The sequence below is a fragment of the Klebsiella sp. 7-CIP_Kleb. genome (assembly GCF_050378655.1).
GTDB lineage: Bacteria > Pseudomonadota > Gammaproteobacteria > Enterobacterales > Enterobacteriaceae > Klebsiella > Klebsiella quasipneumoniae.
The window spans coordinates 13,574-32,417 of the sequence record NZ_JBNRLJ010000004.1 but is presented as its reverse complement, the minus strand read 5'-3'; the positions used below and the strand labels follow the sequence as shown (position 1 = coordinate 32,417).

General features: G+C 56.5%; 16 protein-coding genes. All 16 read left to right on the top strand.

Annotation, left to right across the window (positions count from 1 at the left end; genetic code table 11):
- The first annotated feature begins 48 nt into the window (after window positions 1-48).
- The 16 genes from tsf to accA all read left to right on the top strand — a co-directional run bounded on the left by tsf (window position 49) and on the right by accA (window position 18,811).
- On the top strand, window positions 49-900 hold the full coding sequence (tsf, locus tag ACQUTI_RS15690) for a translation elongation factor Ts (RefSeq protein WP_004151930.1): 852 nt from the start codon (window positions 49-51) through the stop codon (window positions 898-900).
- A gap of 147 nt (window positions 901-1,047) precedes the next feature.
- Window positions 1,048-1,773 (top strand): UMP kinase, encoded by a 726-nt coding sequence (gene pyrH, locus ACQUTI_RS15685; RefSeq protein WP_002889306.1) that lies wholly within the window; start codon window positions 1,048-1,050, stop codon window positions 1,771-1,773.
- A gap of 150 nt (window positions 1,774-1,923) precedes the next feature.
- Window positions 1,924-2,481, top strand: coding sequence for a ribosome recycling factor (frr, locus tag ACQUTI_RS15680; protein WP_002889308.1), 558 nt, complete (start codon window positions 1,924-1,926; stop codon window positions 2,479-2,481).
- Window positions 2,482-2,709: 228 nt separating this feature from the next.
- Window positions 2,710-3,912: a 1-deoxy-D-xylulose-5-phosphate reductoisomerase gene (gene ispC, locus ACQUTI_RS15675; protein ID WP_080841711.1), complete on the top strand. Its 1,203-nt coding sequence runs from the start codon at window positions 2,710-2,712 to the stop codon at window positions 3,910-3,912.
- Between the two features lie 237 nt (window positions 3,913-4,149).
- Window positions 4,150-4,908, top strand: a complete 759-nt coding sequence (gene ispU / locus ACQUTI_RS15670; RefSeq protein ID WP_002889316.1) for a (2E,6E)-farnesyl-diphosphate-specific ditrans,polycis-undecaprenyl-diphosphate synthase — start codon at window positions 4,150-4,152, stop codon at window positions 4,906-4,908.
- Window positions 4,909-4,920: 12 nt separating this feature from the next.
- The gene (gene cdsA / locus ACQUTI_RS15665; protein WP_004204449.1) at window positions 4,921-5,778 is read left to right on the top strand and encodes a phosphatidate cytidylyltransferase; all 858 of its coding nucleotides are present in this window, start codon (window positions 4,921-4,923) and stop codon (window positions 5,776-5,778) included.
- An 11-nt stretch (window positions 5,779-5,789) separates the two neighbouring features.
- Entirely contained in the window at window positions 5,790-7,142 is a 1,353-nt protein-coding gene (rseP, locus tag ACQUTI_RS15660) for a sigma E protease regulator RseP (RefSeq protein ID WP_004204451.1), read from the top strand.
- 31 nt (window positions 7,143-7,173) lie between these two features.
- Window positions 7,174-9,603 (top strand): outer membrane protein assembly factor BamA, encoded by a 2,430-nt coding sequence (bamA, locus tag ACQUTI_RS15655; RefSeq protein WP_004204452.1) that lies wholly within the window; start codon window positions 7,174-7,176, stop codon window positions 9,601-9,603.
- Between the two features lie 121 nt (window positions 9,604-9,724).
- Complete coding sequence (gene skp, locus ACQUTI_RS15650; RefSeq protein ID WP_002889325.1) at window positions 9,725-10,210, top strand: molecular chaperone Skp; 486 nt, start codon at window positions 9,725-9,727, stop codon at window positions 10,208-10,210.
- Window positions 10,211-10,213: 3 nt separating this feature from the next.
- A complete protein-coding gene (gene lpxD, locus ACQUTI_RS15645; RefSeq protein WP_004204453.1) occupies window positions 10,214-11,239 on the top strand; it encodes a UDP-3-O-(3-hydroxymyristoyl)glucosamine N-acyltransferase in 1,026 nt (341 codons plus the stop codon).
- Window positions 11,240-11,344: 105 nt separating this feature from the next.
- Window positions 11,345-11,800, top strand: a complete 456-nt coding sequence (gene fabZ, locus ACQUTI_RS15640; protein WP_004145858.1) for a 3-hydroxyacyl-ACP dehydratase FabZ — start codon at window positions 11,345-11,347, stop codon at window positions 11,798-11,800.
- A 3-nt stretch (window positions 11,801-11,803) separates the two neighbouring features.
- Entirely contained in the window at window positions 11,804-12,592 is a 789-nt protein-coding gene (gene lpxA / locus ACQUTI_RS15635) for an acyl-ACP--UDP-N-acetylglucosamine O-acyltransferase (protein ID WP_004204455.1), read from the top strand.
- Window positions 12,592-13,743 carry a lipid-A-disaccharide synthase gene (gene lpxB, locus ACQUTI_RS15630; protein ID WP_064151083.1) on the top strand — a complete coding sequence of 384 codons (1,152 nt, stop codon included), beginning with the start codon at window positions 12,592-12,594 and terminating at the stop codon, window positions 13,741-13,743. The genes lpxA and lpxB overlap by 1 nt, the downstream gene beginning before the upstream one ends.
- Window positions 13,740-14,339: a ribonuclease HII gene (rnhB, locus tag ACQUTI_RS15625; RefSeq protein ID WP_004204458.1), complete on the top strand. Its 600-nt coding sequence runs from the start codon at window positions 13,740-13,742 to the stop codon at window positions 14,337-14,339. Before lpxB ends, rnhB begins: the two co-directional genes overlap by 4 nt.
- 17 nt (window positions 14,340-14,356) lie before the next feature.
- Window positions 14,357-17,839, top strand: a complete 3,483-nt coding sequence (gene dnaE / locus ACQUTI_RS15620; protein ID WP_017900653.1) for a DNA polymerase III subunit alpha — start codon at window positions 14,357-14,359, stop codon at window positions 17,837-17,839.
- Between the two features lie 12 nt (window positions 17,840-17,851).
- Entirely contained in the window at window positions 17,852-18,811 is a 960-nt protein-coding gene (gene accA, locus ACQUTI_RS15615) for an acetyl-CoA carboxylase carboxyl transferase subunit alpha (RefSeq protein ID WP_004204460.1), read from the top strand.
- Window positions 18,812-18,844: the final 33 nt, after the last annotated feature.

The following is an 18,844-nucleotide window of genomic DNA, read 5'->3' as shown; positions in this document are numbered from 1 at the left end:
TGTTTGGCCGTTGGCCGGGCAGTATCCACATCTCCCGAGGATTTTAGAATGGCTGAAATTACCGCTTCCCTGGTAAAAGAGCTGCGCGAACGTACTGGCGCAGGCATGATGGATTGCAAAAAAGCGCTGACTGAAGCGAATGGCGACATCGAGCTGGCAATCGAAAACATGCGTAAATCCGGCGCGATCAAAGCGGCGAAGAAAGCAGGCAACGTGGCTGCTGACGGCGTGATCAAAACCAAAATCGAAGGCAACTACGGTTACATTCTGGAAGTTAACTGCCAGACTGACTTCGTTGCTAAAGATGGTGGTTTCCAGGCATTTGCTGACAAAGTACTGGACGCCGCTGTTGCGGGTAAAATCTCCGACGTTGAAGTTCTGAAAGCGCAGTTCGAAGAAGAACGTGTTGCCCTGGTTGCTAAAATCGGTGAGAACATCAACATCCGTCGTATCGCTGTTCTGGAAGGCGACGTTCTGGGCAGCTACCAGCACGGTGCGCGCATCGGCGTTCTGGTTGCCGCTAAAGGCGCTGACGAAGAGCTGGTTAAGCAGCTGGCAATGCACGTTGCTGCAAGCAAGCCGGAATTCGTTAAGCCGGAAGACGTGTCTGCTGAAGTGGTAGAGAAAGAGTACCAGGTTCAGCTGGACATCGCGATGCAGTCCGGTAAGCCGAAAGAAATCGCAGAGAAAATGGTTGAAGGCCGCATGAAGAAATTCACCGGCGAAGTTTCTCTGACTGGTCAGCCTTTCGTCATGGAGCCGAGCAAATCTGTTGGTCAGCTGCTGAAAGAGCACAACGCTGACGTGACTGGCTTCATCCGCTTTGAAGTGGGCGAAGGCATCGAGAAAGTTGAGACTGACTTTGCAGCAGAAGTTGCTGCGATGTCCAAGCAGTCTTAATTTTTACAAGGAGCCGCCTGAGGGCGGCTTCTTTTTGCGCCCATTTTGTAAATTCAGCCAACTGCTTATAGTGACCGCGCTGAAATGCGACATACAATGTCGCCGGAATTCTCACATCTCATTCGTTGACAGTCTCAGGAAAGAAACATGGCTACCAATGCAAAACCCGTCTACAAACGTATTCTGCTGAAATTAAGTGGCGAAGCGCTGCAGGGCTCAGAAGGCTTCGGTATTGATGCAAGCATACTTGACCGCATGGCTCAGGAGATCAAAGAGCTGGTTGAGCTGGGTATTCAGGTTGGCGTAGTAATTGGTGGCGGTAACCTGTTCCGTGGTGCTGGTCTGGCGAAAGCGGGTATGAACCGCGTTGTGGGCGACCACATGGGCATGCTGGCAACGGTCATGAATGGCCTCGCGATGCGCGATGCGCTCCACCGCGCCTATGTGAACGCTCGTCTGATGTCCGCCATTCCGCTGAACGGCGTGTGCGACAACTACAGCTGGGCAGAGGCGATCAGCCTGCTGCGCAACAACCGCGTGGTGATCCTTTCCGCGGGTACCGGCAACCCGTTCTTTACCACCGATTCCGCAGCCTGCCTGCGCGGTATTGAAATTGAAGCCGATGTGGTGCTGAAAGCCACCAAGGTTGACGGCGTATTCACCGCTGATCCGGCCAAAGATCCTTCCGCCACGATGTACGATCAGCTGACCTACAGCGAAGTGCTGGAAAAAGAGCTGAAAGTGATGGATCTCGCGGCCTTCACCCTGGCGCGTGACCATAAATTGCCGATTCGCGTCTTCAACATGAACAAACCTGGCGCCCTGCGTCGCGTGGTGATGGGCGAAAAAGAAGGCACATTGATCACGGAATAATTCCCGTCAGCGCCAAATCCGGGTAATATTCCGCTTTACTTTCGCGGGGATATTACCCGGTGATTTTCATTAAATCTGACTATACTTAGCTCATTTTCCGACGGGTGCCCCGTCTGGTCTGACTGAGACAAGCTTTCAAGGATTCGTAACGTGATTAGCGATATCAGAAAAGATGCTGAAATCCGCATGGAAAAATGCGTCGAAGCATTCAAAAACCAAATCAGCAAAATTCGCACGGGTCGTGCTTCTCCGAGCCTGCTGGACGGGATTGTTGTTGAATACTACGGTACGCCGACCCCGCTGCGCCAGCTGGCCAGCGTCACCGTCGAAGACTCCCGTACCCTGAAAATCAACGTCTTTGACCGTTCTATGTCCGCGGCCGTTGAAAAAGCGATCATGGCGTCCGACCTCGGTCTGAACCCAAGCTCTGCCGGCAGCGATATTCGTGTTCCGCTGCCGCCGCTGACCGAAGAGCGTCGTAAAGATCTGACCAAGATCGTGCGTGGTGAAGCTGAGCAGGCGCGCGTTGCCGTACGTAACGTTCGCCGCGACGCCAACGACAAAGTCAAAGCGCTGCTGAAAGAGAAAGAGATCAGCGAAGATGACGATCGCCGTTCTCAGGACGACGTGCAGAAAATGACTGACGCCGCCATCAAGAAAGTTGACGCGGCGCTGGCAGACAAAGAAGCAGAACTGATGCAGTTCTGATGCTCTGCCCTTACTCGGGCCTGACAGCGTCTGGTCTGAGTAAAATCCGAAACGCCGTACAGAAGACTGTACGCTCAATTCTCGGGATTGCGTTGCGACCGCTGGCCTTGTAGCCTTTAGCGCTAAGTTGAAGGCCTAATGCCGCCGTCTTATCCCTGATAATTGCTGCGTAGGGGCTTGCTGGCGGCGTTTTGCTTTTTATTCTGTTTCCACTCTTCTGGACGTCTCATGAAGCAATTAACCGTTCTCGGTTCGACCGGCTCCATTGGCTGTAGCACGCTGGACGTGGTGCGCCATAATCCCGGTCGCTTTTCCGTCGCCGCGCTGGTCGCGGGGAAAAACGTTGACCGTATGGTTGAACAATGCCTTGAATTTACCCCCCGTTACGCCGTGATGGACGATGCGCAAAGCGCTGAGCGATTGCGCACCCGTCTGCAGGAACATGGCTGCCGTACCGAGGTGCTGAGCGGCCAGCAGGCGGCGGCAGAGGTCGCAGCGCTGGAGGAGGTCGATCAGGTGATGGCGGCTATCGTCGGCGCGGCGGGGCTGGTGCCGACGCTGGCGGCGATCCGCGCCGGGAAAACGGTGTTGTTAGCGAATAAAGAGTCGCTGGTGACCTGCGGTCGCTTGTTCATGGAGGCGGTTCAATGGTCGGGGGCGCGATTGCTGCCGGTCGATAGCGAACATAACGCGATTTTTCAGAGTATGCCGGAGACAATTCAGCAGCATCTGGGATACGCTGACCTGACGCAGAATGGCGTTTCATCCATCCTGCTAACCGGCTCGGGCGGGCCTTTCCGTGAGACAGCGGTAGCTGAACTGGCGGCGATGACGCCGGATCAGGCCTGCCGTCATCCTAACTGGTCGATGGGACGCAAGATCTCCGTTGACTCCGCCACGATGATGAACAAAGGCCTGGAATATATTGAAGCGCGCTGGCTGTTTAACGCCTCGGCCCGGCAGATGGAGGTCCTTATCCATCCGCAGTCGGTGATCCACTCGATGGTTCGCTATCAGGACGGCAGCGTGCTGGCGCAGCTTGGGGAGCCGGATATGCGCACGCCGATCGCCCATACCATGGGCTGGCCGCAGCGGCTGAACTCCGGCGCTAAGCCGCTGGACTTCTGCCAACTGAGCAATCTGAGCTTCTCCGCGCCAGACTATACGCGGTATCCGTGCCTGAAGCTGGCGATGGAGGCGTTTGACGTCGGCCAGGCGGCGACCACCACGCTGAATGCGGCCAATGAAGAGTCGGTTGCCGCGTTTCTGCATGGCGATATCCGCTTTACCGATATTGCGGCGGTTAACCAGACTGTGCTGGATAAGATGAACCTGCAGGAGCCGCAAAGCATTGATGACGTTCTGGTTATCGACGCTGAGGCCCGCGCGGTTGCTCATCAACAGCTGAAACGGTTGGTCACCCAGGCGTAACGCGGTGATATTTGTGGGCGCAAAGCTTCAGTGATATAGTCTGCGCCACCCGATCGTTGCATTTTGTTGTTAAAGATTACGGTGGCCGTGGCAAAACACGGCTTTTTTGCGTAAAGCTTTTGGTTGTTCTCTGCGATTGGCTGCAGCCCCGGCACCGGATAAAAAGGCGTATCCAGCGCGGCCCGGTGGCCTCTGTTTGGTGGCTAGTTAATCCTTATTATGGACTTAAAACGCGTGATGTTGTCTGCTAATCAAACTGTCAGCGAAATATCGCCCACACATGGCTGCCGTCATGTCGCCATTATTATGGATGGCAACGGCCGTTGGGCGAAACGGCAAGGTAAAATTCGCGCTTTCGGGCATAAGGCCGGTGCGAAATCCGTGCGTCGCGCGGTCTCTTTCGCGGCGAATAATGGGATTGAGGCGTTAACGTTATACGCGTTCAGCAGCGAAAACTGGAACCGTCCGGCTCAGGAAGTCAGTGCGCTGATGGAGCTGTTCGTCTGGGCGCTGGATAGCGAAGTCAAAAGCCTGCACCGACACAATGTGCGTTTGCGGATTATTGGCGACACCACGCGCTTCAATGCGCGCCTGCAGGAGCGTATCCGCAAAGCGGAAGCGCTGACCGCGAACAATACCGGCTTAACGCTGAATATTGCGGCCAATTACGGCGGTCGCTGGGATATTACCCAGGGCGTTCGTTTGTTGGCGAAACAGGTACAGGACGGGACGCTGCTGCCTGAGCAGATCACGGAAGACATGCTGAGTCAGCAGGTCTGCATGCATGAACTGGCTCCCGTAGATTTAGTTATTAGGACCGGGGGAGAGCACCGAATAAGTAATTTTCTGATTTGGCAAATTGCCTATGCCGAACTTTACTTTACGGATGTTCTTTGGCCCGATTTTGCTGAACAGGACTTTGAAGGTGCACTCCATGCCTTTGTTAATCGAGAGCGTCGTTTCGGCGGCACTGAGCCGGGTGGCAGTCATGCCTGATGGGGGTCACTTTTGCTGAAGTATCGCCTGATATCTGCTTTCGTCTTAATCCCCGTCGTCATTGCGGCGCTGTTTTTATTGCCGCCTATGGGGTTTGCTATCGTGACCCTGGTGGTCTGTATGCTCGCCGCATGGGAGTGGGGGCAACTGAGTGGTTTCACCTCGACGTCGCAGCGGGTCTGGCTGGCGGTGTTGTGCGGCCTTCTGCTGGCGGCGATGCTGTTTCTGCTGCCGGAATACCATTATGACGTTCATCAACCGATGGTTGAAGGCTCGCTGTGGGCCTCTTTCGTCTGGTGGATCGTCGCGCTGCTGCTGGTGCTCTCTTATCCGGCGTCGGCGGCATTCTGGCGTCACTCTAAAGTGCTGCGCCTCATCTTTGGTATCCTGACCATTGTCCCGTTTTTCTGGGGCATGCTGGCGCTACGCGCCTGGCACTATACCGATAACCATTACAGCGGTGCGCTGTGGCTCCTGTACGTGATGATTCTGGTCTGGGGCGCGGATTCCGGCGCCTATATGTTTGGCAAAATGTTTGGCAAGCACAAGCTGGCGCCGAAGGTTTCGCCGGGAAAAACCTGGCAGGGCTTTTTTGGCGGTTTGCTGACCGCGGCGGTGATCTCCTGGGCCTACGGGGTGTGGGCCCATCTTGACGTTACGCCAACGGTGCTGCTGGTCTGTTCGGTGGTAGCCGCCCTGGCTTCGGTGCTGGGCGATTTGACGGAAAGTATGTTTAAGCGCGAGGCCGGCATTAAGGACAGCGGGCACTTGATTCCCGGACACGGCGGTATTCTCGATCGTATCGACAGCCTGACGGCGGCGGTGCCGGTCTTCGCCTGTCTGCTACTGTTGGTCTTCAGGACGATTTGACGGAAGGTGATATGCTGAGCGTGCTCTGGAATCTGGCAGCTTTTATCATTGCGCTTGGCGTACTGATTACGGTGCATGAGTTTGGCCATTTTTGGGTAGCGCGTCGCTGCGGTATCCGGGTTGAGCGTTTTTCTATCGGCTTCGGCAAAGCGTTGTGGCGGCGGATGGATAAGCAGGGTACAGAGTTCGTCATTGCCCTGATCCCGCTGGGCGGCTACGTCAAGATGCTGGATGAGCGTGTTGAAGCGGTGGCGCCGGAGATGCGCCACTATGCGTTCAATAATAAAACCGTCGGCCAGCGCGCGGCGGTCATTGCCGCCGGTCCCATCGCTAACTTCCTTTTCGCTATCTTTGCCTACTGGCTGGTCTTCATCATCGGCGTTCCTGGGGTCCGTCCGGTAGTGGGTGAAATAACGCCCAATTCGGTTGCCGCGCAAGCACAAATTGCAAAAGGAACGGAACTTAAAGCGATAGATGGTATCGAAACGCCTGATTGGGATGCGGTGCGTCTGCAGCTGGTGGCCAAAATCGGCAACCCGCAAACAATACTTACCGTCGCCCCTTTCGGGACTAATCAGCGCCAGGATAAAATCGTCGATCTGCGGCACTGGGCGTTTGAGCCAGACAAGCAAGATCCCGTCACGTCGCTGGGGATCCAGCCGCGCAGCGCGCAGATTGATACAGTGCTGGCGGAGGTCCAGGCGGGCTCGGCAGCGCAGAAAGCAGGTTTGCAAGCGGGCGACCGGATCGTTAAAGTCGATGGTCAACCGTTAACGCAGTGGATGACGTTTGTTAATCTGGTGCGCGATAATCCGGGCAAAGCGCTGGCGCTGGAGATTGAACGGCAGGGGAGTGCGCTGCCGTTAACCCTGACGCCGGATGCAAAAACGGTGAAAGGTAAGGCAGAAGGGTTCGCAGGGGTGGTGCCAAAGGTCATCCCGCTGCCTGAAGAATACAAGACAGTACGTCAGTACGGACCGTTTGCCGCCATCGCTGAAGCCACGGATAAAACCTGGCAGCTGATGTCGCTGACGGTCAGGATGCTGGGTAAATTGATAACCGGTGATGTCAAACTGAACAACCTCAGTGGGCCGATCTCTATCGCTCAGGGGGCTGGAATGTCAGCGGAGTTTGGGTTGATTTATTATCTGATGTTCCTTGCGCTGATTAGCGTGAACCTCGGAATCATCAACCTGTTCCCACTACCCGTACTGGATGGGGGACATCTGCTGTTTTTGGCGATTGAAAAGCTGAAGGGCGGGCCGGTATCCGAGCGAGTTCAAGACTTTAGTTATCGCATTGGCTCAATACTGCTGGTGCTGTTAATGGGGCTTGCACTTTTCAATGATTTCTCTCGGTTATAAGAGAGTTTGTTAGGAAGAACGCATAATAACGATGGCGATGAAAAAGTTGCTCATAGCGTCGCTGCTGTTTAGCAGCGCGACTGTATACGGTGCTGAAGGGTTCGTGGTGAAGGACATTCATTTCGAAGGCTTGCAGCGTGTCGCTGTTGGTGCGGCCCTCCTCAGTATGCCAGTGCGTCCTGGCGATACGGTGACCGACGATGATATCAGTAACACTATTCGCGCGCTGTTTGCCACTGGCAACTTCGAGGACGTCCGCGTCCTGCGCGATGGTGATACCCTGCTGGTGCAGGTGAAAGAGCGTCCGACGATCGCCAGCATCACCTTCTCCGGCAACAAGTCGGTGAAAGATGACATGCTCAAGCAGAACCTTGAGGCCTCTGGCGTTCGGGTGGGCGAGTCGCTTGACCGCACGACCATCGCGGATATCGAGAAGGGCCTCGAGGATTTCTACTACAGCGTCGGTAAATACAGCGCCAGCGTCAAAGCGGTCGTTACCCCGCTGCCGCGTAACCGTGTCGACCTGAAACTGGTCTTCCAGGAAGGCGTCTCCGCTAAAATTCAGCAGATCAACATCGTCGGCAACCATGCGTTTTCGACTGATGAGCTGATCTCCCACTTCCAGCTGCGCGATGAAGTGCCGTGGTGGAACGTGGTCGGCGACCGTAAATACCAGAAGCAGAAACTGGCGGGCGACCTTGAAACCCTGCGCAGCTACTACCTGGATCGCGGCTATGCCCGTTTCAACATCGATTCTACCCAGGTCAGCCTGACGCCGGATAAGAAAGGGATCTATATCACCGTCAACATCACCGAAGGCGATCAGTACAAGTTTTCCGGGGTACAGGTGACGGGCAACCTCGCCGGCCATTCCGCGGAAATCGAAGCGCTGACCAAAGTCGAGCCGGGTGAACTGTATAACGGCGCGAAAGTGACCAAGATGGAAAACGACATCAAGAAACTGTTGGGTCGTTATGGTTACGCCTACCCGCGGGTACAGTCGCAGCCGGAGATCAACGACAGCGATAAAACCGTTAAGCTGCACGTCAACGTCGACGCGGGCAACCGCTATTACGTGCGTAAAATTCGCTTCGAAGGCAATGACACCTCCAAAGACGCCGTTCTGCGCCGCGAAATGCGCCAGATGGAAGGCGCTTGGCTGGGCAGCGACCTCGTCGATCAGGGTAAAGACCGTCTCAACCGTTTAGGCTTCTTCGAAACGGTCGATACCGATACCCAGCGCGTACCAGGCAGCCCGGACCAGGTCGACGTAGTCTACAAGGTGAAAGAGCGTAACACCGGTAGCTTCAACTTCGGTATCGGTTACGGTACCGAGAGCGGCGTCAGCTTCCAGGCGGGCGTTCAGCAGGATAACTGGTTAGGTACTGGCTATGCTGTCGGGATCAACGGCACCAAAAACGACTACCAGACCTATACCGAGCTGTCGGTGACCAACCCGTACTTCACCGTAGACGGTGTGAGCCTCGGCGGTCGTATCTTCTATAATGACTTTGACGCGAACGATGCGGATCTGTCTGACTATACCAACAAAAGCTATGGTACAGACGTCACGCTGGGCTTCCCGGTCAACGAATACAACACGCTGCGCGCGGGCGTCGGGTATGTGCACAACTCCCTGTCCAATATGCAGCCGCAGGTGGCGATGTGGCGTTACCTGAACTCGATGGGCCAGTATCCGGACAACACCAACGACCGGAACTCGTTCAGTGCGAATGACTTCACCTTCAACTACGGTTGGACCTATAACAAGCTTGACCGCGGCTTCTTCCCAACCGAAGGTTCGCGCGTCAACCTGAACGGTAAAGTGACCATTCCGGGTTCGGACAACGAATACTACAAAGCGACGTTGGATACCGCCACCTATGTGCCGATCGACAACGATCATGAATGGGTGGTGCTGGGTCGTACCCGCTTTGGCTATGGCGATGGTATCGGCGGCAAAGAGATGCCGTTCTATGAGAACTTCTATGCAGGTGGCTCCAGCACCGTGCGTGGCTTCCAGTCGAACACCATTGGTCCGAAGGCGGTGTACTTCCCGTCGAGCAGCCGTCATGATGGCGACAGCGGCTATACCAACGACTGTAAGAGCACCGAATCCGCACCGTGTAAATCCGATGATGCGGTGGGCGGTAACGCCATGGCGGTGGCCAGCCTGGAGCTGATTACCCCGACGCCGTTTATTAGTGACAAATATGCGAACTCGGTCCGGACTTCCTTCTTCTGGGATATGGGTACCGTATGGGATACTCACTGGGATTCGAACGCGTACGCTGGATATCCGGATTACAGCGATCCGAGCAACATCCGTATGTCTGCGGGTATTGCCGTGCAGTGGATGTCGCCGTTGGGGCCGTTGGTCTTCTCCTACGCCCAACCGTTCAAAAAGTACGATGGAGACAAAGCCGAACAGTTCCAGTTTAACATTGGTAAAACCTGGTAATTGTTGGCGGCAACGGAATGCAAGTGCAGTATAGCGCTGACCGTAGGCGATAACGCGTTTATCGCCTCGCCACGCAAATAACGGTACCCCTGGGTACTCATGGGATGGTAAGGAGTTTATTGTGAAAAAGTGGTTATTAGCTGCAGGTCTGGGTTTGGCAATGGTAACTTCCGCTCAGGCGGCAGATAAAATTGCCCTGGTGAACATGAACAGCCTGTTCCAACAGGTTGCCCAGAAAACTGGCGTTTCCAACACGCTGGAAAACGAGTTCAAAGGCCGCGCTAGCGAACTGCAGCGTATGGAAGGCGACCTGCAGTCTAAAATGCAGCGTCTGCAGTCCATGAAGCCGGGCGCCGATCGTACCAAACTGGAAAAAGACGTGATGGCTCAGCGCCAGACCTTCTCCCAGAAAGCGCAGGCGTTTGAACAGGATCGCGCTCGTCGTTCCAACGAAGAGCGTGGCAAACTGGTGACCCGTATCCAGACTGCCGTACAGAGCGTAGCGAAAGATCAGAGCATCGATCTGGTGGTTGACGCGAATGCCGTTGCATACAACAGCAGCGATGTAAAAGACATCACCGCTGATGTGCTGAAACAGGTTAAATAAGTAATGCCTTCAATTCGACTGGCTGATCTCGCGCAGCAGTTGGATGCAGAATTACACGGTGATGGCGATATCGTCATCACCGGCGTTGCGTCCATGCAGAGCGCGAAAACGGGCCAAATCACTTTCATGGTCAACCCTAAGTACCGTGAGCACCTGGCCGCTTGCCAGGCTTCTGCCGTTGTGATGACGCAGGATGATTTGCCTTTTGCCCATAGCGCCGCGCTGGTAGTGCGTAATCCCTACCTGACCTACGCGCGCATGGCTCAAATTCTGGATACCACGCCGCAGCCGGCACAGGATATCGCGCCGAGCGCGGTTATCGATCCGACGGCGAAGCTGGGTAGCAACGTTGCCATCGGCGCCAACGCCGTTATCGAATCCGGGGTAGTGCTGGGTGATAACGTGGTCATCGGCGCAGGCTGCTTCGTTGGGAAAAATACGAAAATAGGCGCCGGCTCGCGTCTGTGGGCCAATGTGACCGTTTACCATGAGATTGAGATCGGCGAGAATTGCCTGATCCAGTCCAGCACGGTGATCGGCGCGGATGGCTTCGGCTACGCCAACGATCGCGGCAACTGGGTGAAGATCCCGCAGCTGGGTCGCGTCATTATTGGCGATCGCGTGGAGATCGGCGCCTGCACCACAATTGACCGCGGCGCGCTGGACGATACCGTGATTGGCAACGGGGTTATCATTGATAATCAGTGCCAGATTGCGCATAACGTGGTGATTGGCGACAATACCGCGGTTGCCGGCGGCGTTATCATGGCAGGCAGCCTGAAAATCGGCCGCTACTGCATGATTGGCGGCGCCAGCGTGATTAACGGCCATATGGAAATCTGCGATAAGGTCACCGTCACGGGGATGGGGATGGTGATGCGTCCTATCAGCGAACCTGGCGTATACTCCTCCGGTATTCCGCTGCAGCCGAACAAGGCGTGGCGTAAAACCGCTGCGCTGGTGATGAATATTGACGAGATGAGCAAGCGCCTGAAAGCGATTGAGCGCAAGGTTAATCAACAAGACTAATTCATCATTTGGTCACATGACATTTCCGGCCTGTTGCATTCGCTAAAAGATTGCCGCAGGCCGTGTTATTATTGCCTTTTAGTACATTTAGACAGGAAGAGTATTTTGACTACTGACACTCATACTCTGCACATTGAAGAGATTCTGGAACTTCTGCCTCACCGTTACCCGTTCCTGCTGGTAGATCGCGTGCTGGATTTTGAAGAAGGTCGTTTTCTGCGCGCAGTAAAAAATGTTTCTGTAAACGAGCCGTTTTTCCAGGGGCATTTCCCTGGTAAGCCGATTTTGCCTGGCGTCCTGATTCTGGAAGCAATGGCGCAGGCCACCGGGATTCTGGCATTCAAAAGCGTTGGAAAACTGGAACCAGGCGAGCTGTATTACTTCGCGGGCATCGATGAAGCACGTTTCAAACGCCCGGTAGTACCAGGCGATCAGATGATTATGGAAGTCACTTTCGAGAAAACCCGCCGCGGCCTGACCCGTTTCAAAGGCGTTGCGCTGGTTGACGGTAAAGTGGTTTGCGAAGCGACGATGATGTGTGCGCGTAGCCGGGAGGCCTGATACGTGATTGATAAAACCGCTTTTGTTCATCCTACCGCCATTGTAGAAGAAGGCGCCGTGATTGGCGCTAACGTCCACATTGGTCCGTTTTGTATTGTTGGCGCCAACGTCGAAATCGGCGAAGGCACCGTACTGAAGTCTCACGTTGTCGTTAATGGCCACACCAAAATCGGCCGTGACAATGAGATCTATCAGTTCGCTTCCATCGGCGAAGTTAACCAGGATCTGAAATATGCTGGCGAACCGACCCGGGTGGAAATTGGCGATCGCAACCGCATTCGCGAAAGCGTCACCATTCATCGCGGCACAGTACAGGGCGGTGGATTAACAAAGGTGGGCAACGATAACCTGCTGATGATCAACGCCCACGTGGCGCACGATTGTACGCTTGGCGATCGCTGCATTCTGGCCAATAACGCGACGCTCGCGGGCCATGTTTCGCTGGATGATTATGTCATTATCGGCGGCATGACCGCGGTGCACCAGTTCTGCGTCATTGGCTCACATGTTATGGTTGGCGGCTGCTCCGGCGTGGCGCAGGACGTTCCGCCGTTCGTGATTGCCCAGGGCAACCATGCGACGCCATTCGGCGTCAATATCGAAGGCCTGAAACGCCGCGGCTTCAGCCGGGAAGCGATTACCGCAATCCGCAACGCGTATAAACTGCTGTACCGCAGCGGCAAGACGCTGGAAGAAGCCAAGCCGGAGATCGCCGAACTGGCGACTCAGCATCCTGAAGTCCAGCCGTTTGTCGATTTCTTCGCCCGCTCTACCCGCGGCTTGATTCGTTAATGACTGAACAGCGTCCCCTGACGATTGCCCTGGTCGCCGGAGAAACCTCCGGCGATATTCTTGGCGCCGGCCTCATCCGCGCCCTCAAAGCACGCATCCCGAATGCGCGCTTTGTCGGCGTGGCGGGACCGCTGATGCAGGCGGAAGGGTGTGAAGCCTGGTACGAAATGGAAGAGCTGGCGGTGATGGGTATTGTTGAAGTGCTCGGTCGCCTGCGTCGCTTACTCCATATTCGCGCCGATTTGACCCGCCGCTTCGGCGAGCTGCGTCCCGACGTCTTCGTCGGCATCGACGCCCCTGATTTCAATATTACCCTCGAAGGGAATCTGAAAAAGCAGGGCATCAAAACCATTCACTACGTCAGCCCGTCGGTCTGGGCCTGGCGACAAAAACGCGTTTTCAAAATCGGCAGATCCACCAATCTGGTGCTGGCCTTTCTGCCTTTCGAAAAAGCGTTTTATGACAAATTTAACGTTCCCTGCCGTTTTATCGGCCATACCATGGCGGATGCGATGCCGCTGGATCCTGACAAAGGCGCCGCGCGCGATCGGTTAGGGATCCCGCACGACGTGCGTTGCCTGGCGCTGTTGCCCGGTAGCCGCGGCGCAGAAGTCGAAATGCTCAGCGCGGACTTTCTGAAAACCGCTCAGCTTCTGCGGGCTACCTATCCCGATCTGCAGGTGGTGGTGCCGCTGGTTAATGCCAAACGGCGGGAGCAGTTTGAGCGAATTAAAGCTGAGACGGCGCCGGATATGATCGTCCATATGCTGGACGGTCAGGCGCGCGATGCGATGATCGCCAGCGACGCCGCGCTGCTGGCCTCCGGGACGGCGGCGCTGGAGTGTATGCTGGCGAAATGTCCGATGGTGGTTGGCTATCGCATGAAGCCGTTCACCTTCTGGCTGGCGAAGCGGTTGGTTAAAACCGACTACGTCTCGTTGCCGAACCTGCTGGCCGGGCGCGAGCTGGTTAAAGAGCTGCTGCAGGATGAGTGCGAGCCGCAGGCGCTGGCTGCCGCTCTGCAGCCGCTGCTGGCCGATGGCAAAACCAGTCATGAGATGCATGAGACATTCCGCGCGCTGCATCAGCAGATCCGCTGCAACGCCGATGAGCAGGCGGCGGATGCCGTACTGGAGTTAGCAAAACAATGATGGAGTTCGTCTATCCGCATACCCATCTGGTTGCCGGCGTCGATGAGGTCGGGCGTGGCCCCCTGGTTGGCGCGGTGGTGACCGCGGCGGTGATCCTCGATCCGGCGAAGCCGATTGTGGGTCTGAATGATTCCAAAAAACTCAGCGAGAAGCGTCGTCTGGCGCTGTTCGATGAGATTAAAGAGAAAGCGCTGTGCTGGAGCCTGGGGCGCGCCGAGCCGCACGAAATCGATGAGCTGAATATCCTGCATGCCACTATGCTGGCGATGCAGCGCGCCGTCGCCGGCCTGAGCATTGTGCCCGAGTTTGTCCTGATCGATGGCAACCGCTGCCCATCGCTACCGATGCCCTCCCTGGCAGTAGTCAAAGGCGACAGCCGGGTGGCAGAAATCAGCGCAGCGTCTATTCTGGCAAAAGTCACTCGTGACGCCGAAATGGCCACGCTGGACCTCGCATTTCCCCACTACGGATTTGCCCAGCATAAAGGCTATCCCACCGCTGTTCACCTGCAGAAGCTGCAGGAACACGGCGCAACAGAGCATCACCGGCGCAGTTTTGGCCCGGTGAAGCGTGCCCTGGGCCTGGCGTCCAACTAAGTCACCGGGATCTAAAGATGGCTGAACCACGTTTCGTACACCTGCGGGTGCACAGCGACTATTCCATGATCGATGGGCTGGCAAAGACCGGGCCGCTGGTCAAGAAGGCGGCCTCGCTTGGCATGCCAGCGCTGGCGATCACCGATTTCACCAATCTCTGCGGGCTGGTGAAGTTCTACGGGACGGGACACGGCGCGGGGATTAAGCCGATCGTCGGCGCCGATTTCCACGTGCAGTGCGACCTGCTCGGCGACGAATTTACCGAGCTGACCGTGCTGGCGGCGAATAACACCGGCTATCAGAACCTGACTCTGCTGATTTCCCGCGCCTATCAGCGCGGCTACGGCGCCCTGGGGCCGTGGATCGATCGCGACTGGCTGGTGGAACATCAGGAAGGGCTGATTCTGCTCTCCGGCGGCCGTAAAGGCGACGTCGGCGTCAGCCTGATCCGCGGCAACATGCCGCTGGTTGAGCAGTGCGTCGCCTTCTATGAAGAGCATTTCCCGGATCGCTATTTTCTGGAGCTGATCCGCACCGGTCGTCAGGATGAAGAGAGTTATCTTCATGCCGCCGTGGCGCTGGCGGAAGCGCGTGGTCTGCCGGTGGTGGCGACCAACGATGTCCGCTTCCTCGATACTGGCGACTTTGACGCCCATGAAATCCGCGTCGCTATTCACGACGGCTTCACCCTCGACGACCCGAAACGGCCGCGCAACTACTCGCCGCAGCAATATATGCGCAGCGAGGAAGAGATGTGCGAGCTGTTCGCCGATATTCCGGAAGCGCTGGCAAACAGCGTTGAAATTGCCAAGCGCTGCAACGTCACCGTGCGGCTTGGCGAATATTTCCTGCCGCAGTTCCCGACCGGCGATATGACCACGGAAGATTTCCTGGTGATGAAATCGAAAGAGGGTCTGGAGGAGCGGCTGGAATTCCTCTTCCCGGATCCGGAAGTGCGCGCGAAGCGCCGGCCGGAATACGACGAGCGTCTGGATATCGAGCTGCAGGTGATCAACCAGATGGGTTTCCCCGGCTACTTCCTGATCGTGATGGAGTTTATCCAGTGGTCGAAGGATAACGGCGTGCCGGTCGGCCCGGGCCGCGGTTCCGGCGCCGGCTCGCTGGTGGCCTACGCGCTGAAGATCACCGATCTTGACCCGCTGGAATTCGACCTGCTGTTCGAACGTTTCCTCAACCCGGAACGTGTCTCGATGCCCGACTTCGACGTCGACTTCTGTATGGAGAAACGCGACCAGGTTATCGAGCACGTGGCGGATATGTATGGCCGCGACGCGGTATCGCAGATCATCACCTTCGGTACCATGGCGGCGAAGGCGGTCATCCGCGACGTGGGCCGCGTGCTGGGTCACCCGTACGGCTTTGTCGACCGCATCTCCAAGCTGGTGCCGCCCGATCCGGGCATGACGCTGGCGAAAGCCTTCGAGGCCGAGCCGCAGCTGCCGGAGATCTACGAGGCGGACGAAGAAGTGAAAGCGCTGATCGACATGGCGCGTAAGCTGGAAGGGGTGACGCGAAACGCCGGTAAGCATGCGGGCGGCGTGGTTATCGCACCGACCAAGATCACCGACTTCGCCCCGCTGTATTGCGATGAGCAGGGGCTGCATCCGGTTACCCAGTTTGACAAGAACGACGTGGAATACGCCGGGCTGGTGAAATTCGACTTCCTCGGTCTGCGTACGCTCACTATCATTAACTGGGCGCTGGAGATGATTAATAAGCGCCGTGAGAAGAACGGCGAAGGGCCGCTGGATATCGCCGCCATCCCGCTGGATGACAAGAAAAGCTTTGACATGCTGCAGCGCTCGGAAACCACTGCGGTCTTCCAGCTTGAATCGCGCGGCATGAAAGATCTGATTAAACGCCTGCAGCCGGACTGCTTCGAAGATATGATCGCTCTGGTGGCCCTGTTCCGCCCGGGCCCGCTGCAGTCGGGGATGGTAGATAACTTTATCGACCGTAAGCACGGCCGAGAAGAGATCTCGTATCCGGACGTGCAGTGGCAGCATGAAAGCCTGAAACCGGTGCTGGAGCCGACCTACGGCATCATCCTGTATCAGGAACAGGTCATGCAGATTGCCCAGGTGCTGTCCGGGTATACCCTCGGCGGCGCGGATATGCTGCGTCGCGCGATGGGTAAGAAAAAGCCGGAGGAGATGGCCAAGCAGCGTTCTATCTTTGAGGATGGGGCGAAGAAAAACGGCATTGACGGCGAACTGGCGATGAAAATCTTTGACCTGGTGGAGAAATTCGCCGGTTACGGGTTTAACAAATCGCACTCCGCCGCGTACGCGCTGGTTTCTTACCAGACGCTATGGCTTAAGGCGCACTATCCGGCTGAGTTTATGGCGGCGGTAATGACCGCCGATATGGACAACACCGAGAAGGTCGTTGGCCTGGTGGACGAGTGCTGGCGGATGGGGCTGAAAATTTTGCCGCCGGATATTAACTCCGGCCTGTACCATTTCCACGTCAACGACGACGGCGAGATCGTCTACGGTATCGGCGCCATCAAGGGCGTCGGCGAAGGGCCGATCGAAGCGATCATTGAGGCGCGCAACAACGGCGGTTATTTCCGCGAGCTGTTCGACCTCTGCGCGCGGACCGATATTAAAAAGCTCAACCGTCGCGTGCTGGAAAAGCTGATTATGTCCGGGGCGTTCGATCGTCTCGGTCCGCACCGTGCGGCGCTGATGAATTCGCTGGGCGATGCGCTGAAAGCCGCCGACCAGCACGCCAAAGCCGAGGCCATCGGCCAGGCTGATATGTTCGGCGTACTGGCGGAAGAGCCTGAGCAGATTGAACAGTCCTACGCCAGCTGCCAGCCGTGGCCTGAGCAGGTGGTGCTGGATGGTGAAAGGGAGACCCTGGGGCTGTACCTGACCGGGCACCCGATTAACCAGTATCTGAAAGAGATTGAGCGCTACGTCGGCGGCGTGAGGCTCAAAGACATGCATCCGACCGATCGTGGAAAAGTGACCACGGCGGCGGGGCTGGTGATTGCGGCGCGGGTAATGGTCACCAAGCGCGGCAATCGTATCGGCATCTGTACCCTGGATGACCGTTCCGGGCGGCTGGAAGTGATGTTATTCACCGACGCGCTGGATAAATATCAGCAGTTGCTGGAAAAAGACCGCATACTTATCGTCAGCGGACAGGTCAGCTTTGATGACTTTAGCGGGGGGCTTAAAATGACCGCCCGTGAAGTCATGGACATTGACGAAGCCCGGGAAAAATATGCTCGCGGGCTTGCTATCTCGCTGACGGACAGGCAAATTGATGACCAGCTTTTAAACCGACTCCGTCAGTCTCTGGAACCCCACCGTTCGGGAACCATTCCAGTGCACCTCTACTATCAGAGGGCGGATGCACGCGCGCGGTTGCGTTTCGGCGCAACATGGCGCGTCTCTCCGAGCGATCGTTTACTCAACGATCTGCGTGGCCTTATCGGCTCGGAGCAGGTGGAACTGGAGTTTGACTAATACAGGAATACTATGAGTCTGAATTTCCTAGATTTTGAACAGCCGATTGCAGAGCTGGAAGCGAAAATCGATTCCCTGACTGCGGTAAGCCGTCAGGATGAGAAACTGGATATTAACATCGACGAAGAAGTGCATCGTCTGCGCGAGAAAAGCGTAGAGCTGACGCGCAAAATCTTCTCCGATCTCGGTGCATGGCAGGTTGCGCAACTGGCGCGCCACCCGCGCCGTCCTTACACCCTGGATTATGTCCGCCTGGCGTTCGACGAGTTTGACGAACTGGCCGGTGACCGTGCCTACGCTGACGATAAAGCGATTGTCGGCGGTATCGCGCGTCTTGATGGTCGTCCGGTGATGATCATTGGCCACCAGAAAGGTCGCGAAACCAAAGAAAAAATTCGTCGCAACTTTGGTATGCCGGCCCCGGAAGGCTACCGCAAAGCGCTGCGCCTGATGGAGATGGCTGAGCGGTTTAAAATGCCGATCATCACCTTCATCGACACCCCGGGCGCCTACCCGGGCGTTGGCGCGGAAGAGCGCGGCCAGTCGGAAGCGATCGCTCGCAATCTGCGTGAAATGTCGCGTCTGAGCGTGCCGGTGATCTGCACCGTGATCGGCGAAGGCGGCTCCGGCGGCGCGCTGGCGATCGGCGTGGGCGACAAGGTCAACATGCTGCAGTACAGCACCTATTCGGTGATTTCGCCGGAAGGCTGTGCCTCCATTCTGTGGAAGAGCGCGGATAAAGCGCCGCTGGCTGCGGAAGCGATGGGTATTATCGCCCCGCGTCTGAAAGAGCTGAAGCTGATCGATTCTATCGTTCCGGAACCGCTGGGCGGCGCCCACCGCAACCCGGAAGCGATGGCGGCAAACCTGAAAGCGCAGCTGCTGGCGGACCTGGCCGATCTCGATCTTCTCAGCGAAGAAGAGCTGCTTAACCGCCGCTATCAACGTCTGATGAGCTACGGTTACGCCTAAGTATTCCGCTAGCGCAAAAGACTAAGGGCCGGA

Coding starts and splice junctions, on each gene's coding strand:
- ispC (WP_080841711.1), top strand. CDS start 2,710: ATGAAGCAATTAACCGTTCTCGGTTCGACCGGCTCCATTGGCTGTAGC.
- accA (WP_004204460.1), top strand. CDS start 17,852: ATGAGTCTGAATTTCCTAGATTTTGAACAGCCGATTGCAGAGCTGGAA.
- ispU (WP_002889316.1), top strand. CDS start 4,150: ATGTTGTCTGCTAATCAAACTGTCAGCGAAATATCGCCCACACATGGC.
- dnaE (WP_017900653.1), top strand. CDS start 14,357: ATGGCTGAACCACGTTTCGTACACCTGCGGGTGCACAGCGACTATTCC.
- lpxD (WP_004204453.1), top strand. CDS start 10,214: ATGCCTTCAATTCGACTGGCTGATCTCGCGCAGCAGTTGGATGCAGAA.
- rseP (WP_004204451.1), top strand. CDS start 5,790: ATGCTGAGCGTGCTCTGGAATCTGGCAGCTTTTATCATTGCGCTTGGC.
- rnhB (WP_004204458.1), top strand. CDS start 13,740: ATGATGGAGTTCGTCTATCCGCATACCCATCTGGTTGCCGGCGTCGAT.
- tsf (WP_004151930.1), top strand. CDS start 49: ATGGCTGAAATTACCGCTTCCCTGGTAAAAGAGCTGCGCGAACGTACT.
- lpxB (WP_064151083.1), top strand. CDS start 12,592: ATGACTGAACAGCGTCCCCTGACGATTGCCCTGGTCGCCGGAGAAACC.
- pyrH (WP_002889306.1), top strand. CDS start 1,048: ATGGCTACCAATGCAAAACCCGTCTACAAACGTATTCTGCTGAAATTA.
- bamA (WP_004204452.1), top strand. CDS start 7,174: ATGGCGATGAAAAAGTTGCTCATAGCGTCGCTGCTGTTTAGCAGCGCG.